At 64.0% G+C, this 16,341-nt stretch carries 16 protein-coding genes; 12 read left to right on the top strand and 4 right to left on the bottom strand.

Features of this window, described 5'->3' with window-relative positions:
* Positions 1 to 126: 126 nt before the first annotated feature.
* The 5 genes from BN3266_RS00295 to BN3266_RS00275 all read left to right on the top strand — a co-directional run bounded on the left by BN3266_RS00295 (position 127) and on the right by BN3266_RS00275 (position 5,332).
* Positions 127 to 2,169, top strand: coding sequence for a peptidoglycan-binding domain-containing protein (locus BN3266_RS00295; protein WP_059002901.1), 2,043 nt, complete (start codon positions 127 to 129; stop codon positions 2,167 to 2,169).
* A 60-nt stretch (positions 2,170 to 2,229) separates the two neighbouring features.
* On the top strand, positions 2,230 to 2,754 hold the full coding sequence (locus tag BN3266_RS00290; RefSeq protein WP_052537685.1) for a peptidoglycan-binding domain-containing protein: 525 nt from the start codon (positions 2,230 to 2,232) through the stop codon (positions 2,752 to 2,754).
* Between the two features lie 171 nt (positions 2,755 to 2,925).
* Entirely contained in the window at positions 2,926 to 3,972 is a 1,047-nt protein-coding gene (locus BN3266_RS00285) for a TRM11 family SAM-dependent methyltransferase (protein WP_059002898.1), read from the top strand.
* Between the two features lie 48 nt (positions 3,973 to 4,020).
* Entirely contained in the window at positions 4,021 to 4,857 is an 837-nt protein-coding gene (locus tag BN3266_RS00280; RefSeq protein ID WP_059002896.1) for an MBL fold metallo-hydrolase, read from the top strand.
* A 40-nt stretch (positions 4,858 to 4,897) separates the two neighbouring features.
* Positions 4,898 to 5,332 (top strand): PPC domain-containing DNA-binding protein, encoded by a 435-nt coding sequence (locus BN3266_RS00275; protein ID WP_059002893.1) that lies wholly within the window; start codon positions 4,898 to 4,900, stop codon positions 5,330 to 5,332.
* A gap of 61 nt (positions 5,333 to 5,393) precedes the next feature.
* On the opposite strand, the gene BN3266_RS00270 is transcribed toward BN3266_RS00275, so the two are convergent.
* Positions 5,394 to 6,596, bottom strand: coding sequence for an AI-2E family transporter (locus tag BN3266_RS00270; RefSeq protein WP_059002891.1), 1,203 nt, complete (start codon positions 6,594 to 6,596; stop codon positions 5,394 to 5,396).
* Between the two features lie 227 nt (positions 6,597 to 6,823).
* Here BN3266_RS00270 and BN3266_RS00265 point away from each other — a divergent pair, with 227 nt between their 5' ends.
* Complete coding sequence (locus BN3266_RS00265) at positions 6,824 to 8,110, top strand: HlyC/CorC family transporter (RefSeq protein ID WP_075109618.1); 1,287 nt, start codon at positions 6,824 to 6,826, stop codon at positions 8,108 to 8,110.
* A gap of 68 nt (positions 8,111 to 8,178) precedes the next feature.
* Here the strand turns inward: BN3266_RS00265 and BN3266_RS00260 are convergent, their stop codons facing one another.
* The 3 genes from BN3266_RS00260 to BN3266_RS00250 form a co-directional block, all read right to left on the bottom strand.
* Complete coding sequence (locus tag BN3266_RS00260; RefSeq protein WP_059002887.1) at positions 8,179 to 8,787, bottom strand: hypothetical protein; 609 nt, start codon at positions 8,785 to 8,787, stop codon at positions 8,179 to 8,181.
* 156 nt (positions 8,788 to 8,943) lie between these two features.
* Positions 8,944 to 10,587, bottom strand: coding sequence for an ABC transporter permease (locus BN3266_RS00255; protein ID WP_059002885.1), 1,644 nt, complete (start codon positions 10,585 to 10,587; stop codon positions 8,944 to 8,946).
* A 14-nt stretch (positions 10,588 to 10,601) separates the two neighbouring features.
* Positions 10,602 to 11,540 (bottom strand): ABC transporter ATP-binding protein, encoded by a 939-nt coding sequence (locus BN3266_RS00250; RefSeq protein ID WP_059002882.1) that lies wholly within the window; start codon positions 11,538 to 11,540, stop codon positions 10,602 to 10,604.
* A 55-nt stretch (positions 11,541 to 11,595) separates the two neighbouring features.
* Between BN3266_RS00250 and BN3266_RS13650 the strand changes: the two genes are divergently transcribed.
* The 6 genes from BN3266_RS13650 (at position 11,596) to BN3266_RS00225 (ending at position 16,309) form a co-directional block, all read left to right on the top strand.
* Positions 11,596 to 11,799: a hypothetical protein gene (locus BN3266_RS13650; RefSeq protein WP_143161670.1), complete on the top strand. Its 204-nt coding sequence runs from the start codon at positions 11,596 to 11,598 to the stop codon at positions 11,797 to 11,799.
* A 49-nt stretch (positions 11,800 to 11,848) separates the two neighbouring features.
* A complete protein-coding gene (locus tag BN3266_RS00245; RefSeq protein ID WP_195891580.1) occupies positions 11,849 to 12,685 on the top strand; it encodes an epoxyqueuosine reductase in 837 nt (278 codons plus the stop codon).
* 78 nt (positions 12,686 to 12,763) lie between these two features.
* The gene (locus tag BN3266_RS00240; protein WP_021661094.1) at positions 12,764 to 13,861 is read left to right on the top strand and encodes an alanine racemase; all 1,098 of its coding nucleotides are present in this window, start codon (positions 12,764 to 12,766) and stop codon (positions 13,859 to 13,861) included.
* A 268-nt stretch (positions 13,862 to 14,129) separates the two neighbouring features.
* Positions 14,130 to 14,453: a cyclic-di-AMP receptor gene (locus tag BN3266_RS00235; RefSeq protein ID WP_044993289.1), complete on the top strand. Its 324-nt coding sequence runs from the start codon at positions 14,130 to 14,132 to the stop codon at positions 14,451 to 14,453.
* Between the two features lie 34 nt (positions 14,454 to 14,487).
* Positions 14,488 to 15,429, top strand: coding sequence for a hypothetical protein (locus tag BN3266_RS00230; RefSeq protein WP_195891579.1), 942 nt, complete (start codon positions 14,488 to 14,490; stop codon positions 15,427 to 15,429).
* A gap of 7 nt (positions 15,430 to 15,436) precedes the next feature.
* Positions 15,437 to 16,309, top strand: coding sequence for a PSP1 domain-containing protein (locus tag BN3266_RS00225; RefSeq protein WP_021661088.1), 873 nt, complete (start codon positions 15,437 to 15,439; stop codon positions 16,307 to 16,309).
* The last annotated feature ends 32 nt before the right edge of the window (positions 16,310 to 16,341 follow it).

Here is a 16,341-nt window from a genome sequence, read left to right as displayed (position 1 = left end):
GCGTTTTTTGGAGGGGGGACGGCAGACACCTTTCGCGGGGCGGGGGAATAAGCTGGTGTGCGTGTGAAACCGGCGCAGGCCGCGCGCCCGCTCCCCAAACTTCCACCGCAAAAGGAGGAACCCCATTTGGCTACTGGACAACTGAGCTTTTCCGTCTCAACGGCGCAGCAGGCGCTGCCGGTGGAGGCCGTCCAGGTGGTGATCACCAAGGTGTCCGAGGGACAGGTGGTCTACGACCAGACACTGATCACCGACGAGGACGGAAACACCCCTGCCATCGACCTGGAGGCGCCCGACAAGGCCCTCTCCCTCGACCCCGGCTACGAGGGCTTTCCCTACGAGGTCTACGACGTGCAGTTTCGCAAGGAGGGCTATGTCCCCGCCGAGGTGCGGGACATCCAGATTTTCGCCGACACCCTGGCCGTGCAGGTGATCGAGATGATCCCCGACGCCACCGACAACTACACCGGCCCCCGGCAGGTGAGCACCGTCCCCCAGCACCACCTGACCTGTGAATGCCCCTGCTTCTCCACCGCTCCGGCGGAGAAAAATGTGGAAAACCGCATCCTGCAGGTGCCGGTCATCCCCACCAACATCACCGTCCACCTGGGCCGGCCCAACAACTCCTCAGCCGAAAACCTGACGGTGCCCTTCAAGTACTACATCAAAAACGTGGCCTCCAGCGAGATCTACCCCACCTGGCCGGAAAACGCCCTTCGGGCCAACATCTACTGCCAGATCTCCCTGGCCCTCAACCGGGTCTACACCGAGTGGTACCGCAGCAAGGGCTACAACTTCCAAATCACCAACTCCACCCAGTACGACCAGTACTTTGTGAAAAACCGCAACATCTTCGACAACATCAGCAAAATCGTGGATGAGATCTTCAACGTCTACATCCGCAAAAACAACCGCGAAGAGCCCTTCTACGCCGAGTACTGCGACGGCCGACAGGTCACCAACTGCCCCGGCCTCAAGCAGTGGGGCACCGTGAACCTGGCCAACCAGGGGTACAGCCCCATCCAGATCCTGCGCTACTACTACGGCAGCGGGGTGGCACTTTACGAGTCCAACAACATCCGCGACATCCCCCAGTCCTACCCCGGCACCCCGCTGCGGGTGGGCTCCACCGGCACCAACGTGGCCATCATCCAAAACCAGCTCAACCGCATCCGCCGCAACTTCCCCTCCATTCCCCTGATCAACCCGGTGGACGGGGTCTTTGGCCCCTCCACCGAGGCGGCGGTCAAGGCCTTCCAAAAGAGCTTTAAGCTCACCCAGGACGGGATCGTGGGCAAGGGAACCTGGTATGAGATCTCCTATATCTACGTGGCGGTGAAGAAGCTGGCCGAACTGGGCAGCGAGGGCGAAGATGTGGATGTGCCCGACACCCCGCCCGCCTCGGTCCTCAAAGAGGGGGATACCGGCGTCGGCGTGCAGGCCGTGCAGTATATGCTGCGGGTGGCCTCTCAGTTCTTTGCCGAGATCCCCGATGTGGATATGGACGGCGTCTTCGGGCCCATCACCAAAAACGCGGTGAAGTCCTTCCAGAGCTACTTCGGCCTCATCCCCGACGGGATCGTGGGCCACGCCACCTGGCAGCAGATGATCGACATCTATAAACAGGTGGAGCCCGACGTGCCCAACGGCGGCTGCGGCTGCAAGCCATACCCCGGCACCCCGCTGCGGCAGGGCTCCACCGGCACCAGCGTCAGCGACCTGCAGTTCTACCTCAACGCCATCGGGGTGGTCAACACCCTGATCCCCCAGCTGGCGGTGGACGGCATCTTCGGTTCCGGCACCACCCAGGCCGTGCGGGTCTTTCAGCAACTCTTCGGCCTGAGCGTGGACGGCATCGTCGGCCCCGCCACCTGGGCGGAGGTCTGCAACCAGTTTTGCAACCTGCCAGTCAAACCGCCCTGCCCGCCCTATCCCGGCGGGGTCTACCGCAGGGGCAGCACCGGCAATGCGGTGCGCAACATTCAGTTTATGCTCAACGTCATCGCCCTCAACTACCCCCAGGTGGGCCGCGTGACGGTGGACGGCATCTTCGGCGCCGCCACCGAGGCGTCGGTGCGCACCTTCCAGCAGCTCTTTGGCCTCACCGTCGACGGGGCGGTGGGCCAGGCCACCTGGACGCGCATGTGCCAGGTTTACGCCACCGTGTAGCACCCTGCCCGGCCCTCGGGCCGGCGGGCGCTCTCAATATATAACAGAGGTGAATTGACTATGTCTAGTTGTGTCTGCAAACCCTATCCCGGCTATGTGATCGGCATGGGCTCCTCCGGCAGTGTGGTCAGCAATATCCAGTACTACCTCAATGCCATCAAAACCAGCCTTCCCACCATCCCCGCAGTGACGGTGGACGGGGTCTTCGGCTCCGCCACCGAGCGCTCGGTGGCCGCCTTCCAGCGGGCCGTCGGCCTGGCTGCCGACGGCAAGGTGGGCGCTGCCACCTGGTTCGCCTTCTGCCGCAAGCTCTGCGTCGAGTCGGTCCACCCGGTGGCCAAACCCTGGCCCGGCAGCGTCTACCGCCAGGGCAGTTCCGGCAGCCCGGTGCGGGACATCCAGCTCTATTTGAGCAACATCGCCGAGAAGTTCCCCAACGTCCAGCGCGAGCAGGTAGACGGGGTCTTCGGCACCACCACCGACTACTCGGTGCGCATCTTCCAGCAGGAGTTCGGCCTCAACGTCGACGGCGCGGTCGGCCGCGATACCTGGAACAAACTCGTCGAGATCTACAACACCCTGTAAATTGCCACTTCGCCTGCCGCTAAAAGCGGGCGTGAGCCCCCAAGGCTGCGGTTTTCCGCCCCTCGGGGGCTCTTTTGCGCCCGGCCGCCGGCCATGACAGGGGGGGAAAAACGTGCTATACTGAAAGGCGAAACAAGCGGGCCGTCCCGGCCCGGCAAAAAGGAGACCGCCATGCGCTACCACCTGCTGCGAAACCCCGGCCACAACCGGGTCTATTTAAAGGAGTCCACCGCCCTCTGCCTGGGGGAACTGGCCCTTGCCGTCCGCTCGTTTGCCAGCCCCTGCAGCCCCCCCGAGCCGGAGGAGCTGGGGGGCGCCCCCGCCCTGGTGTTGGAGAGCGAGCACCCCCTCGGGGAAGGGGAGTTGGAGCGGCTCTTTGACCTCTCCTTTTGCTATGCCGTCTTTGCCGGCGAGAACGGGTCCCTGCGGGCCCTTGACCGGCCGTACGCCCCCTATTTTGGGGAGGAGATCAGCACCATCCTCAAGTACCCGGGCAAGACAAACGAGCTCTTTACCCGCTTTCTCATCAACCTGGCCGCCAGTTCCAGCGCCTTTGCCGGGCAGGCGGGGCTGACCCTGCTGGACCCGGTGGCGGGCCGGGGCACCACCCTCTTTGAGGCGCTGCGGCTGGGATACAGCGCCGCCGGGGTGGAGATCTCGCCCAAGTCGGTGCAGGAGTGCGGCGGCTATCTGAAGAAGTACCTGGAACAGGCCCGCTGCAAGCACACCCTGCAAAAAGACCGCCTCTCCGGGCCGAACCGCTCCTTTACCGCCCAGCGCCAGCGATTTGAGCTGGCGCGCAACAAGGAGGAGTACGGCGACCCTGCCGCCCGCCGCTCGGTGACCCTGATTGCCGGGGACTCGGCCTACACCGACCGCTATTTCCCCAAAAACCACTTCCACCTGTTGGTGGGCGACCTGCCCTACGGGGTGGCCCACGGCAACCAGGCCGGCGGCCGCCCGCAGGGGCGGGGAAACCCCACCCGCAACCCCAGCGAACTGCTGCAGGCCTGCCTGCCCGGCTGGCGCCGAGTGCTCAAGCCCGGCGGGGCAATGGCCCTGTCCTGGAACACCTTTGTCCTCCCCCGCCCGCAGCTGGAGGGGTTGGTGGAGGCCGCGGGGTTCACCGTGCTGCGGGACCCGCCCTACGACAGCTTCTGCCACCGGGTGGACCAGGCCATCCGCCGGGATGCTCTGGTGGCCCGCAAAGAGGGGTGAGGGGGAGGCCGAGCGGGGCCGCCCCGCCCCCAAGAGGAGGAGACGCCTGTGTCTGTCAAATTGTCCGTCCTGATCGAAAACCGAACCCTGTCCCCCCAGCTGCAGTGCGAAAACGGCTTTTCTGCCTTTGTGGAGGCAGGAGGGCACCGCATCCTCTTTGACACCGGGGACAGCGGCGCCTTTCTGCAAAACGCCCGCGCCATGGGGGTGGACCTCTCCCAGACCGAGGCGGTGGTGCTCAGCCACGCCCATTTTGACCACTCCCGGGGATTTTTGGCCTGGCGGGAGGACTGTCCGGCGCCCGAGGCGCCCCTCTACATCCACCGCTACTTCTTCACCCCCAAGTACTGGGACCAGGAGGTGTCCTACTACTATGTGGGCAACGCCTTCGGGCAGGAGTGGATCAACGAGAAGAAGGTCCCCTGCGCCATGGTCAGCCGGGCGCTCCACCCCCTCTTTGAGGGCGCGCCCATCTACCTGCTCTCGGGGTTCGAGCGGGTCTGCCCCTTTGAGCAGCCCGACCCCACCGCCCTGATGATGCTCGGCGGGGAGTACCGCACCGACGACTTCCGGGAGGAGATGGCCCTGGCCATAGACGACGGGGAGGGGCTGGTGGTCCTCTCTGGCTGCAGCCACTGCGGGCCGGTAAACATCTGCGAGAGCGCCCGCCGCCGGTTGGGCAAGCCGGTCAGGGCCTTTGTGGGGGGCACCCACCTGGTGGCCTGCGACGAGGAGCGGGCCCGGCAGACGGTCGAGTGGTTCGCCGCCAGCGGCATCTCCTTTGTGGGGGTCTGCCACTGCACCGGGGAGGAGGGGCTGGCCCGGTTTGCCGCGGGCTGCCCCCAGAGCCGGGCCCTGGCCTCGGGTTCGGTGCTCGACCTGTGAGAAGAGATGCGCGCCCTGCGCTGAAAAAGGAGGAATTTCTGTGATTTACAAACTGTATGGAGACACCTATGCCGTCCGCCTGGAGCGGGGTGAAGAGGTGGTGGCGTCCATCGCCGAACTCTGCGAAAAAGAGGGGATCCGGGCCGGCACCGTCCAGGGGCTGGGGGCTGCCGATGACGCCACCGTCGGCCTGTACAGCATTGCCGAGAAGAAGTACTACCCCACCGAGTTGAAGGGGGACATGGAGATCACCGCCCTCATCGGCAACATCTCCCGCCAGGAGGGGGCGGATGCGCCCTATCTCCACCTCCACATCACCCTGGCCAAGGCGGGCGGACAGGCGGTGGGCGGCCACCTGAACCGGGCGGTCATCAGCGCCACCAGCGAACTGTTTGTCCGCAAGCTGCCCGGGGTCATCGGCCGCTTTGCCGACCCGGAGACCGGCCTCAACCTGACCCGGTTCGACTTGGATTGACCCTCTCTCCCATTAAAAAAGCGCCGCGGCCGATGGGCCGGGCGCTCTTTTTTGTGGATTTTTAGGCGGGGCCCTCGTCCTCCTGCGGGGGGAGGGGGGCGATGGGGCCGGGGACCTTGTAGTCGTTGGGGTCCAGGGGCATCCCCTTCTCCTGCAGCCGCCCGCGGATAAAGACCTTGAAGAGGGTGTAGATGACCGAAAAGGCGGGCACCCCGACGATCATCCCCAGGGGACCCATCAGGCCGCCGCCGATGACGATGGCCACCATCACCCAGAAGGCCGAGAGGCCGGTGGACTGGCCGAGGATCTTCGGCCCCAGGAAGTTGCCGTCAAACTGCTGCAGGGCGATGACGAAAATCACGAACCAGATGCACTTGATGGGGTCGGCAATGAGGATGATGAAGGCCGAGGGCACCGCCCCGATAAAGGGCCCGAAGAAGGGGATGATGTTGGTGACCCCGACGATGACGCTTACCAGGGGGGCAAAGGGGATTTTAAGGAGAGAGGTCCCAATAAAGCAGATGAGGCCGATGATGAGGGAGTCGTTGATCTTGCCGATGAGGAAGCCGCCGAAGGTGCGGTGGCTCAAGGCGGTGACATAGACCAACTGGTCGGCGCGCTTGCGGGAGAAGAGGGAGTAGACCACCCGCTTGGTCTGGGAGCAGAACTTCTCCTTTGAAAAGAGCAGGTAGACCGAGGCCACCACCGCCACCAGGGTGTTGATGACAAAGCTGCCGATGGAGATGGAGACGCTCAACAGCTGGGGGAGGGTGGACTTCAAGAAGTCCAGCGCCTGGGACCAGAGCCCCTCCCAGGACTGAAAGAGGTCGGTGATTTTGGAGGGGTCGATGTCGTAGCGCACCAGGGTGTCGCGGACAAAGGTCTCGATGGCGGCGAGGCCGTCGCCGCTCTGGTTGATGAGGGTGCGCACGCTCTCCACGATCTGGGGGATGATAAAGGAGATGAAGAGGGTCACCAGGGCCAGCCCCAGCAGGTAGACGATGGCCACCGCCACCGCCCGGCGGACGTTTTTCTTTTCGATCTTCTGCAGCCAGCGGCGCTCGATCAAATTGAGGGGGGAGGAGGCGATGTAGGCGATGGCAAAGGCCGCGATGAAGGGGGAGATCAGGGAGATCAGCGCCCGAAAGAGGGAGGCGATCTCCTTGAAGTTGGCAAAGAAGGCAAAGAGCAGCACGCCGGAGAGCACCACCAACATGTTGGGCAGCGCCCGGTAGAAGATGTGATAGGCCCGTTTTTTGTTCATGTGTCGGCCGCCTTTCTCGTGGATTTCCCCGGGCAGCGGGCCCGGGGAAGAAGGTCTCTTTTAGTATAAAGGATGGGGCGGCAAAAAACCATCGCATTTTTATGAAGAATTGCCGCCGCCTTTTATTTGGGTGCACTCTCTGCCCTTGCCATCCGGCCTCATTTTTGATATGATACCTCTAACTCAAAACCGATACACAGACAGCAAGCGAAAAGGAGCGTGCAATTTTGGAAGAGGGCAGTATATGGCTCTACATCATCTCGCTGGCGGCGCTGGTGGCGCTGTCGGCCTACTTCTCCGCCTCGGAGACCGCGTTTTCCACCGTCAACCGCATCCGCCTGAAAAAACTCGCCAGAGAGGGGAACAAAAAGGCCTCGCGGGCGCTGAAGATCGCCGACCGGTTTGACAGCGCCATCTCCACCATCCTCATCGGCAACAACATCGTCAACATCGCCGCGGCCTCCATCGGCACCCTGCTCTTCACCGGGCTGATGGGCCCCAGCGGCGCCGGTGTCTCCACCCTGGTGATGACGGTGGTGGTCCTCATCTTCGGCGAGGTGATGCCCAAATCGGTGGCCAACGAGTACTCCGAGAGCTTCGCCATGTTTTCCGCCAGCGCCCTCTCGGTGCTGATGAAGGTCTTTTCCCCCTTTGTCTGGTGCTTTGCCAAGCTGAAAAAGGCCCTATCCAAAAAGCTGGCCGGCCCCATGGGGGAGGCGGCCAGCCAACCCTCGGTGACCGAGGAGGAGCTGAAGGTCATCATCGACGAGATCCAGGACGAGGGGGTTTTGGAGGAGCAGGAGAGCGACCTGGTGCAGAGCGCCTTGGAATTTGATGAGATCTGCGTCAACGAGGTGCTCACCCCCCGGGTGGATGTGGTGGGGGTGGAGCTGGGCGACAGCATCGAGTCCATCCGCGACCTCTTCTTTGCCGAGCGGTACTCCCGCCTGCCGGTGTACGAGAAGAACATCGACAACATCGTGGGCATCCTCAACCAGCAGGAGTTCATCATGCGCCTGGTCAAGGGCCAGCGCTTCCAGGTGGCCGACATCCTGCAGCGGGCCCTCTACGTTCCCCCCACCAAAAAGATTTCGGTGCTACTGGGCGAACTGCAGCGGGAGAAGCTGCACATGGCGGTGGTTACCGACCAGTACGGCGGCACCCTGGGCATCGTCACCATCGAGGACCTGCTGGAAGAGCTGGTGGGCGACATCTGGGACGAGCACGAGGAGATCACCTATGCCGTCATCCCCTTGGGGGAGCACACCTACGAGGTGGACGGCGACCTGAACGTCTACGACATGCTGGATAAACTGGGCTTTGACAGCAGCCGCTTCGACTTTGAGTCGGGCAGCGTCAGCGGTTGGGTGCTGGAGCGGTTGGAGCACATCCCTACACAGGGGGAGCAGTTCTCCTTTGAAAATCTCGACGTCACCGTCACCCAGCTGGACGAACAGCGCATCAACAAGATCACCGTTCACGTCAACCCCCTCCCCGAGGGGGAAGAGGAGTAGCGGTCGAATAAAAGGAAGAGAGCCGGGGGCCAATCGGCCCCCGGCTCTCTCTCTTTTTTTGCCCCCTGTCAGCGGGTGGGGTAGGTGGTGTAGATCTCCAGGCTCTCGATGCTGCCGTCCATCCCGAAGGAGAACTGGTAGGTGAAGCTGCCGTCCTGCAGGGCCAGGGAGCCGCCCTGGTCCCGCACCACCTCCATCTCCGAGAGGGTCTGGCGCACGTCCTCAGCGGCCAGGCCCTGAAAGTCCAGCCCGTTGATGAGCAGTTTGCCGGGCAGCGGTTCGCCGCCCACCGCCAGCTGCCAGTAGACCGAGCAGAGGGTGCAGGCCTCGGTGGCCTGGGTGCTGCCGGTGGTGTTGCAGAGGCCCCACCCGGCGTACTCCACCAGCTGGCCGTCCTCCCCGGCGCGGGCCAGGTAGTACAGGTCGCTGCTGAAGGTGTAGGGGGGGATGGTCTCATCCTCAAAGCCCAGCCGCTCCACCTTCTCAAAACCGGCGTCCAACACCTCTTGCAGGGTGGTCTGGCTGAGTGTCAGGGTGTAGCCGTCCAGCTCGATTTGGGGCGGGGTGCCCTCCAGGGCGGGGGGCTCTCCGCCCTTGCCGCAGCCGGTAAAGGCCCCCAGGACCAGCGCCGCCGCCAGTGCCAGCGGCAAAAACCGGCTGTTCAGTGATCTCTTCAAAGCCATTCGCTCCTTTTTGCGGGGTAAAATCGGGTCCCGGCCGCAGCCGGGAGAATACCAGTATAGCATTTCCCCCGCCCGGCGGGAAGGGGGGTCTCTTTAGGGGGACGGGGAAAGGGGACCCGCACTCGGCAGGTCCCCTTTTTTATACGCCGGTCAGTTGGTCACGTCCCGTTTGGCAAAGGCCCACAGCCCCAGCAGGTAGAAGAGGGCGACAAAGGCCATCATCATGATCCCGCCGTAGAGGGGATCCAGTTGGAACCCGTAGTTTTGCAGCAGCATCTTGTTCTGGTAGGCGGCGTTTGGCCCCATCAAACTGCCCATGTCCATGTAGGGCACCGGGGTGAAGCGCACAAAGTAGAGCCGCAGGGCCAGGCAGAGCTGAAAGACCAGGGAGTACCCCATGTTGGCGGCGATGGGCAGGGCCACCGACACGGCGGTGTTGCGGGTGAGGGCCGACAGGCAGAAGGCCAGGCTCCCGGTGAAGAGGATGCCGATGAAGGCGTAGGCCATCCGCGGCAGGCAGTAGGCCCAGAAGTTGTAGCTCACCACCCGGCCGCCGGCAAAGGCCAACACCGGGGAGGCAAAGCCCCCAAAGCCCAGTTGGAGACCGGAGGAGAGCACCATGGCCAGGAACATGGCCAGGTAGAGGCCGGCGCTCACCAGCACCATGGTCAGGTACTTGCCCAGGTAGACCTTCCAGCGGCGCACCGGCCGGGTCAGCAGCAGGCGGATGGAGCCGGAGGAGAACTCCCGGGCGATGGAGCTGCCCCCCAGGATGACCGCCACGATGGACACCAGCATCCCCAGGTTGAGGATGTTCATGGCCGCGGTGCGGGGGTCCTTTTGCGACTGGTAGAGGGGCGGGACCCCGTTGTCCAGCCCGTACTGGAGCACCTGGTTTTCCTCGGCGGACTCCTGGGCGGCCTTCTCCAGGTTCTCCAGGTACTGCTGATAGCTCATGTTGGCGGCAAACTGCCCGCCTTTTTGGGAGGAGAGGAACTGCTGTTCATCCAGGGGGATCTCGTACTGCAGAGAGAGGTTTTGCTCCATCTGCTGCAAGCTGGCGGAGCGGTAGTCGTCCTCGCCGTAGCCGATCTTGTGGTCCACCCGGTACTGGTAGAGGGCGACCCGGGCCCGCTGCATCTCGGCGGTCTTTTTGGCCGCCTCCGCCTCGCGGGCCAGAAATTCGTCTTTGGGGTCTGCCTTGGCGGCCGCCTCGGCCGCTTTTTGCTGGTCGAGATCGCTCTGGAGGGCGACCTGCTGGGCTTCCAGGTTGTAGCCGGCCACCTGCATGGGGTCGCCGCTGCGCAGCACGGTGAGCAGCCGCTGCACCTTGGCGCCCATCTGCCCGGCCAGGCCCTTGAGCCCCTCCCTGTCCAGTCCGGCTGCCTCGGGGGGCAGTTGCAGGTAGCTGTCGCTTCCCAGGGAGCCCTGGCTGGCCATCTCCACCGCCTTTTGGCTCTGCAGGAGGGCGCTGTACTGGTTGATGAGGTCCATCCGGTAGTCGGAGTAGCGGGTGACCCCCAGCTCCTTTTGGATCAGCAGGGCGTCCCGCTCGGCCTCAAAGTAGGCGAGCATGGACTTGTCGCCGGTCTTCTTGGCCGTGTCGATGCTCTCCTCGTTCCAGCTCAACTGCCGCTCCAGGTATTCCGAGTCGTCCCCGCCGCCCCAGCTGCGGCTGGAGAGGAAGGGGAAGGCTGCCGCCAGCGCCAGCACCAGGGCCAGGATCACCAGCAGGCTCTTTTTGGAAAATTCTTTGATGAACTCGTTGCGGACGAGTGCCGTTATCTTTTTCATCTCTCGCGTCCCCCTTATTGGATCTGGCCCTTGGAGCCGGTGGTGGTTTCCAAAAACAGCTCCTCAAGGGAGGTGCGGTGGGGGATGACCGAGTAGACCTCGACCCCGCTCTCGCAGAGCTGGCGGACAGCCGCGGCCCGCTGTTTGCGGCTGCAGCTGAGCTGTACCCCACCGGCGGTGGGGGTGATCTCCCCCTGGGGGAAGAGGGCGGCCAGCAGTTCGGCGGCCCGCTGAGGGTCGCTCACCTCCCAGAGGGTGGGCACCGACTGGTCGCTCTGCCCTGCCGAGGCGCGCTCGGCCCGCAGGTCCCGCACCGCGACGATCTGCCCGGCGTCCACGATGCAGACCCGGTCGCACATCAGCTCCATCTCGGCGAGCTGGTGGCTGGAAATGAGCACCCCCACCTCCTCCTCGTCGGCCAGCTGGCGCAGGGTGTCCCGCAGTTCCTTGATGCCCACGGGGTCCAGGCCGTTGGTGGGCTCGTCTAAAATCAACAGCTTGGGCCGGTGGAGGATGGCCTGGGCCACCCCCAGCCGCTGCCGCATCCCCAGGGAGTAGCGGCGCACCTTGTCGCCGATGCGGTTTTCCAGTTTGACCTGCCGCACCACCTCGTCGATGCGCTCCCGGCTCACCCCCTGACACATGTTGGCGTAGACTTGCAGGTTCTGCCGGCCGGTCAGGTGGCCGTACATCTCGGGGTTTTCGATGATGCCGCCCACCAGTGAGCGGGCGCGCTCGGGGTCTTTGACCCCGTCGTAGGGGCCGATCTGGATGGAGCCGCTGTCCACCTTGAGCAGCCCGAGGATCATCTTGATGGTGGTGGTCTTGCCGGCCCCGTTGGGCCCCAAAAAGCCCATGATCTCCCCGGGCATCACCGCAAAGCTGGCGTCCCGGATGATGGCTTTCTTGCCGATTTTCTTGTGGAGGTTTTGCACCTGTAAAATGGGTTCCACTTTTTCACTCTCCCGTTCCGGCCCCACACGGCAGCGCGCCGTGGGGGGCGGCAAAATGGATCTGCTGATCCCGCGCTGTGACCAGTATACCCAATCCCCCGCCGGGGGAGAAGGGGAATCAACGCAAAGTAATAACTTCTTCATCAAATGTTCAGAAACGCCCCTTTTCCCAACTTCTGTGGAAAACTGTGTGGAAAATGTGGAAAACTGGTGGGGTGGGGATTGGGTTTGCGACCATCAATGTGGAGAAAGCGGTTGAAACGGTGGAATTACCCGATGTATAATTGTGGAGAAAGGGGGGAACGGTGTTGGAAACGGCAATTTCTTGGCTTTTAGAGGAAGCCGGGCTGGAGCGGCTGCCCTGGGGCGTGCTGCCCTACCGCCCCGAACTGGTGCGCCCGGAACTGCCCTGCCGCCGGGCCTCCCTCATCCCTGAGGAGGCCGACGCTCTGGCGATCTTCGCCTTCCCCTACAAGGTGGAGGCCGCCTTTGGGGGCAACCTCTCCTGTTACGCGGCGGTGGCCGACTATCACAGGGTCTGCTTCTCCCTTCTCCAGGCGCTCTGCGACCGCCTCACCGCGCGCTGGGGGGGCGTCTCCCTCCCCTTTGTGGACGCCTCCCCCTTTGACGAGGTGGGGCTGGCTGCCGGCTGCGGCCTGGGGGTGCGGGGGGACAACGGCCTGCTCATCACCCCCCGCTGGGGCAGCTATGTCTTTTTGGGGGAGATCGTCACCACCCTCCCCCTGCCGCCCCGCAGCGGCCCCGAGGGGGGCGGCTGCCTCCACTGCGGGCGCTGCAGCCGCGCCTGCCCCGGCGGCTGTCTGGCGGGCGGCCGGGTGGAGGCGGCAAACTGCCTGTCGGCGATCAGCCAGAAAAAGGGGGAGTTGACCCCGGCGGAAGCGGCGCTGGTGAAGGAGAGCCCCCTCCTATGGGGGTGCGACCAGTGCCAGCTGTCCTGCCCCCTCAACGCCCGGGCGGAGGAGACCTTTCTCGCCCCCTTTTTGGAGGACTGCCTCCCCCGTGTGAGCCGGGAGGAGATCCGCCCCCTCTGCAAGGGGCGGGCCTTTGGCTTTCGCGGTCCCCGCCCGCTGGAGCGCAACTGGGACCTGCAGCACGGAAGGGGAGAGGGCGGACCGTCGAATTGACGGGGTTTGGGTCGGGTGGTATAATCGCCTTGAACGGAATGCGGCCCGCGGCGGGCCGACAGAAGGGGGAAACGGGCCATGACGACGCTGATGGTGCAGACCGACCGGGTGCTGCACAACCTGCACACCTTTCAAAAAGCGGTGGGGCGCGCGGCGGTGATCCCGGTGCTCTCGGGCAACGCCTACGGCGCAGGGGACACCCAGATGGCCAAGCTCCTCTTTGCCGAGGGGATCCGGCTGGTGGCCGTCTCCCGGCTGGAGGAGGCGGTGCGGGTGAAAAATGCCATCGCCGGGCTGGATGTGCTGCTGCTCACTCCCTATTCCACCGAGGCCGCGGCCGAGGAGATCGTCCGCCACGACATCGTGGCCACCGTCGGCTCCTACGACAGCGCCGTGGTCCTCTCGGGGATTGCCGGCAAGGCAGGCAAAAAGGTGCGCATCCACTTCAAGTTCGACACCGGCAACGGCCGCTTCGGCTTTTTGCCCGAAGAGGTGAGCAAGGCGGTGCAGGCCGCCAAGTACCTGGACAACCTGGTACTCACCGGGGTCTACGCACACATCTCCGGCAGCGAGTGCAAAAAGGAAAAGCAGGTGCGGCGGCAGTACGAGACCCTCAAGGAGATGCTCACCGCCTTGCGGCGGGAGGGGATCTCCTACGGGGTGGTGCACGCCGCTGGCACCCTGCCCGCCCTGCTCTACCCCTGGCTGCGGCTGGATGCGGTGCGCTGTGGCAGCGCCCTCATGGGGCGGCTGAGCGGGGTGAAGGACCGCTGGGGCTTTAAAAAGGTGGGGCGGCTGTGCAGCGAGGTCTGCGACGTGCGCTGGGTGCCCGCCGGCTACCACGTGGGCTATGGCCGCACCTACCGCACCAAGCGGCCCACCAAGATCGCCCTGGTGCCCGCCGGTCTGGCCGACGGACTCACCGCCGAAAACGCCCGCACCCTCCTCACCGGGCGGGGCTTCTTCTCGGCTCTGCGGGCGGCCATCCGCCGGGTCTCCCGCCAGAAGCGGCTCACCTGTGACGTCAAGGGCCGCCCCGCCCGCATCCTGGGCTATGTGGATTACGAGTCCACCATGGTGGATGTCACCAAGGTGGAGTGCGCGCCCGGGGACATCGTCTCCTTCGACACCGTCCCCTCCTCGGTGGACGGGTCAGTCCGCCGTTCCTACGTCTGATGAAAGCGGCCAAAAGGCCGGCAGAGAGTTCCCCTCTCTGCCGGCCTTTTTTGCGCGCAAATGGAATTTTACCCCTTTCAAGAGGAGATGGCTTCCTTCCCCGCCCCTGTCAAGGTGGGCGCGCACCGACCCGGCAAAAAGAGGGGCCGTACGGGCGAAGAATTTTTGCATTTCTGACAAAAACCTATGGCCTTTTGCAGCGGATGATGGTAGAATGGAGATACCAAAGGAAGCACCTTTTATCACCCAGTTAAAGGAGGGCCATATCGTGAAACTGATATTTGCTATCGTAAACAAAGACGATTCCAGCGCGGTCCAAAGCGCATTGACCAAGGAGAAGTTCTCGGTCACCAAACTCGCCACCACCGGCGGCTTCCTGCTGGCGGGCAACACCACCTTCATCATCGGTACAGACGACGAAAAGGTCGAGCAGGTGCTGGGCATCATCGAGGAGAACAGCAAGCGCCGCACCCAGATCGTCCCCTCTTCCATCGCCTATGGCGCGGGGCTGTCCTCTGCCTACCCCATCGAGGTGACCGTCGGCGGCGCCACCATCTTTGTGACCGATGTCTCCAGATTTGAAAAGTACTGATTTTACATCCGAATTTAAGGGCAATCCCCTGGTTTTGCAAACGCTGCGCGCCATGATCGACGCGCGGCGTTTGCCCCATGCCATGCTTTTTGAGGGCCAGCAAGGGTGCGGTACATACACCCTTGCTGTTTTGTTTGCCGCCCAGGTCCTCTGCCAGGGCCAACCGGCCGAACAGGCGGAACGGATCCGCCGCCAGGTGGAGGAGGGGAGCCACCCCGACCTGCGGGTGGTCACCTCGGGGGAGCGCAGCAGCATCTCGGTGGACGAGGTGCGCGCCATCATCGAGGACATCTACCTCCGCCCCAACGAGGGGGAGAAGAAGATCATCCTCATCGGGGGCGCGGGGGAGATGACCCCCCAGGCCCAGAACGCCCTGCTCAAGGTGCTGGAAGAGCCGCCGGAACACGCCCTCTTCCTCCTCACCGCCGAGAGCCGGCAGACCCTGCTGCCCACCGTCCTCTCCCGGGTGATTTGTTTCTCCATCCTCCCCCCCTCGCCCGAGGAGTGCATCGAGCACTTTGCCGGGCTGGGCCAGGGCGGCGGGGGGACCGCCTTTGCCGCCCACCTCTTCGGCGGGGCCATCGGCTCGGTCGCCCGCTATTTGAGCGAGGAGGAGGGGCCGGCCCTGCAGGCAAAGGTGCAGGCGGCCCTCGATCTGCTGGGGGCGCTGGCCCAGCGCCGCCTGTCGGCGGTGGCGGCCGCCCTTTACCGCCCCAAAAACCGGGACGAGATGGGCGCCCTGCTCGAAGAGCTGACCCAGCTGCTGCCCTACTGTCAGCGCTTGGCTTTGGGCAAAGTCCCCCCCTTCCCCCTGCGGATGAAGGCGGACGGGGAGATCGTTCACCTGAACACCGAGGCCCTCTACCGGGAAATCGCCCGGGGCAGGGTCTCCTTACAGCGAAACTGCAACTTGTCGCTTCTGCAGGCCAGTCTCAGCGACCGGCTGGCCCGGGCGGCACACGAAGGAGGGCAGTGATTGCAAGATGGCAGAAGTAATTGGCGTGCGTTTTAAAAACGTGGGCAAAGTATACTATTTCGACCCCGACGGGGTGCAGATGCCCAAGGGCTCCCGGGTGATCGTGGAGACCGCCCGCGGCGTCGAGTGCGGGCAGGTGGCCATGGCCAACCGACAGGTGGCCGACGGCACCATCGTCAAACCCCTGAAAAAGGTGGTGCGCGCCGCCACCCAGGAGGACCTGGACAAGCTCGAGCGCAACCGGAAAAAGGAAAAAGAGGCCTATGCGGTCTGTCTGAAAAAAATCGAGAAGTTCCACCTGGACATGAAGCTCATCGACGTGGAGTACACCTTTGACGGCAGCAAGATCCTCTTTTACTTCACCGCCGACGGCCGGGTCGACTTCCGCGAGTTGGTCAAGGACCTGGCCTCGGTCTTTCGCACCCGCATCGAGCTGCGGCAGATCGGGGTGCGCGACGAGAGCAAGATGCTGGGGGGCCTGGGGGTCTGCGGGCGGCCGTTTTGCTGCTCCACCTTCCTGGGCGAGTTCCAGCCGGTCTCCATCAAGATGGCGAAGGAACAGGGCCTTTCCCTCAACCCCACCAAGATTTCCGGCACCTGCGGGCGGCTGATGTGCTGCCTCAAGTACGAGCAGAAGGGGTATGAGGAGTTTGGCCGCCTCACCCCCCGCCCCGGCTCCCTGGTCAAGACCGCCGAGGGCCCCGGCGTGGTCACCGAGGCAAACGTCATCACCGGGCGGCTGAAGGTCAGCCTGCAGAAGGATGAAGCCGCGCCCCCCAAGGTTTTCCAGAGGGAGGACGTCACCGTCATCCGCGCCGGAAAGGCCCGGGATGGGGGCCGCCAGGGCGGCCATAAAGGCGACAAAAAAGTTGCCGAATAATTCTTGTAATTTCGCGAAAGTATGTTAGAATA

The organism is Bittarella massiliensis (ex Durand et al. 2017) (assembly GCF_001486165.1).
Classification (GTDB): Bacteria; Bacillota; Clostridia; order Oscillospirales; family Ruminococcaceae; genus Bittarella; species Bittarella massiliensis.
The sequence above is the reverse complement of the archived record's forward strand: the minus strand, read 5'-3'. Positions and strand labels throughout refer to the sequence as shown.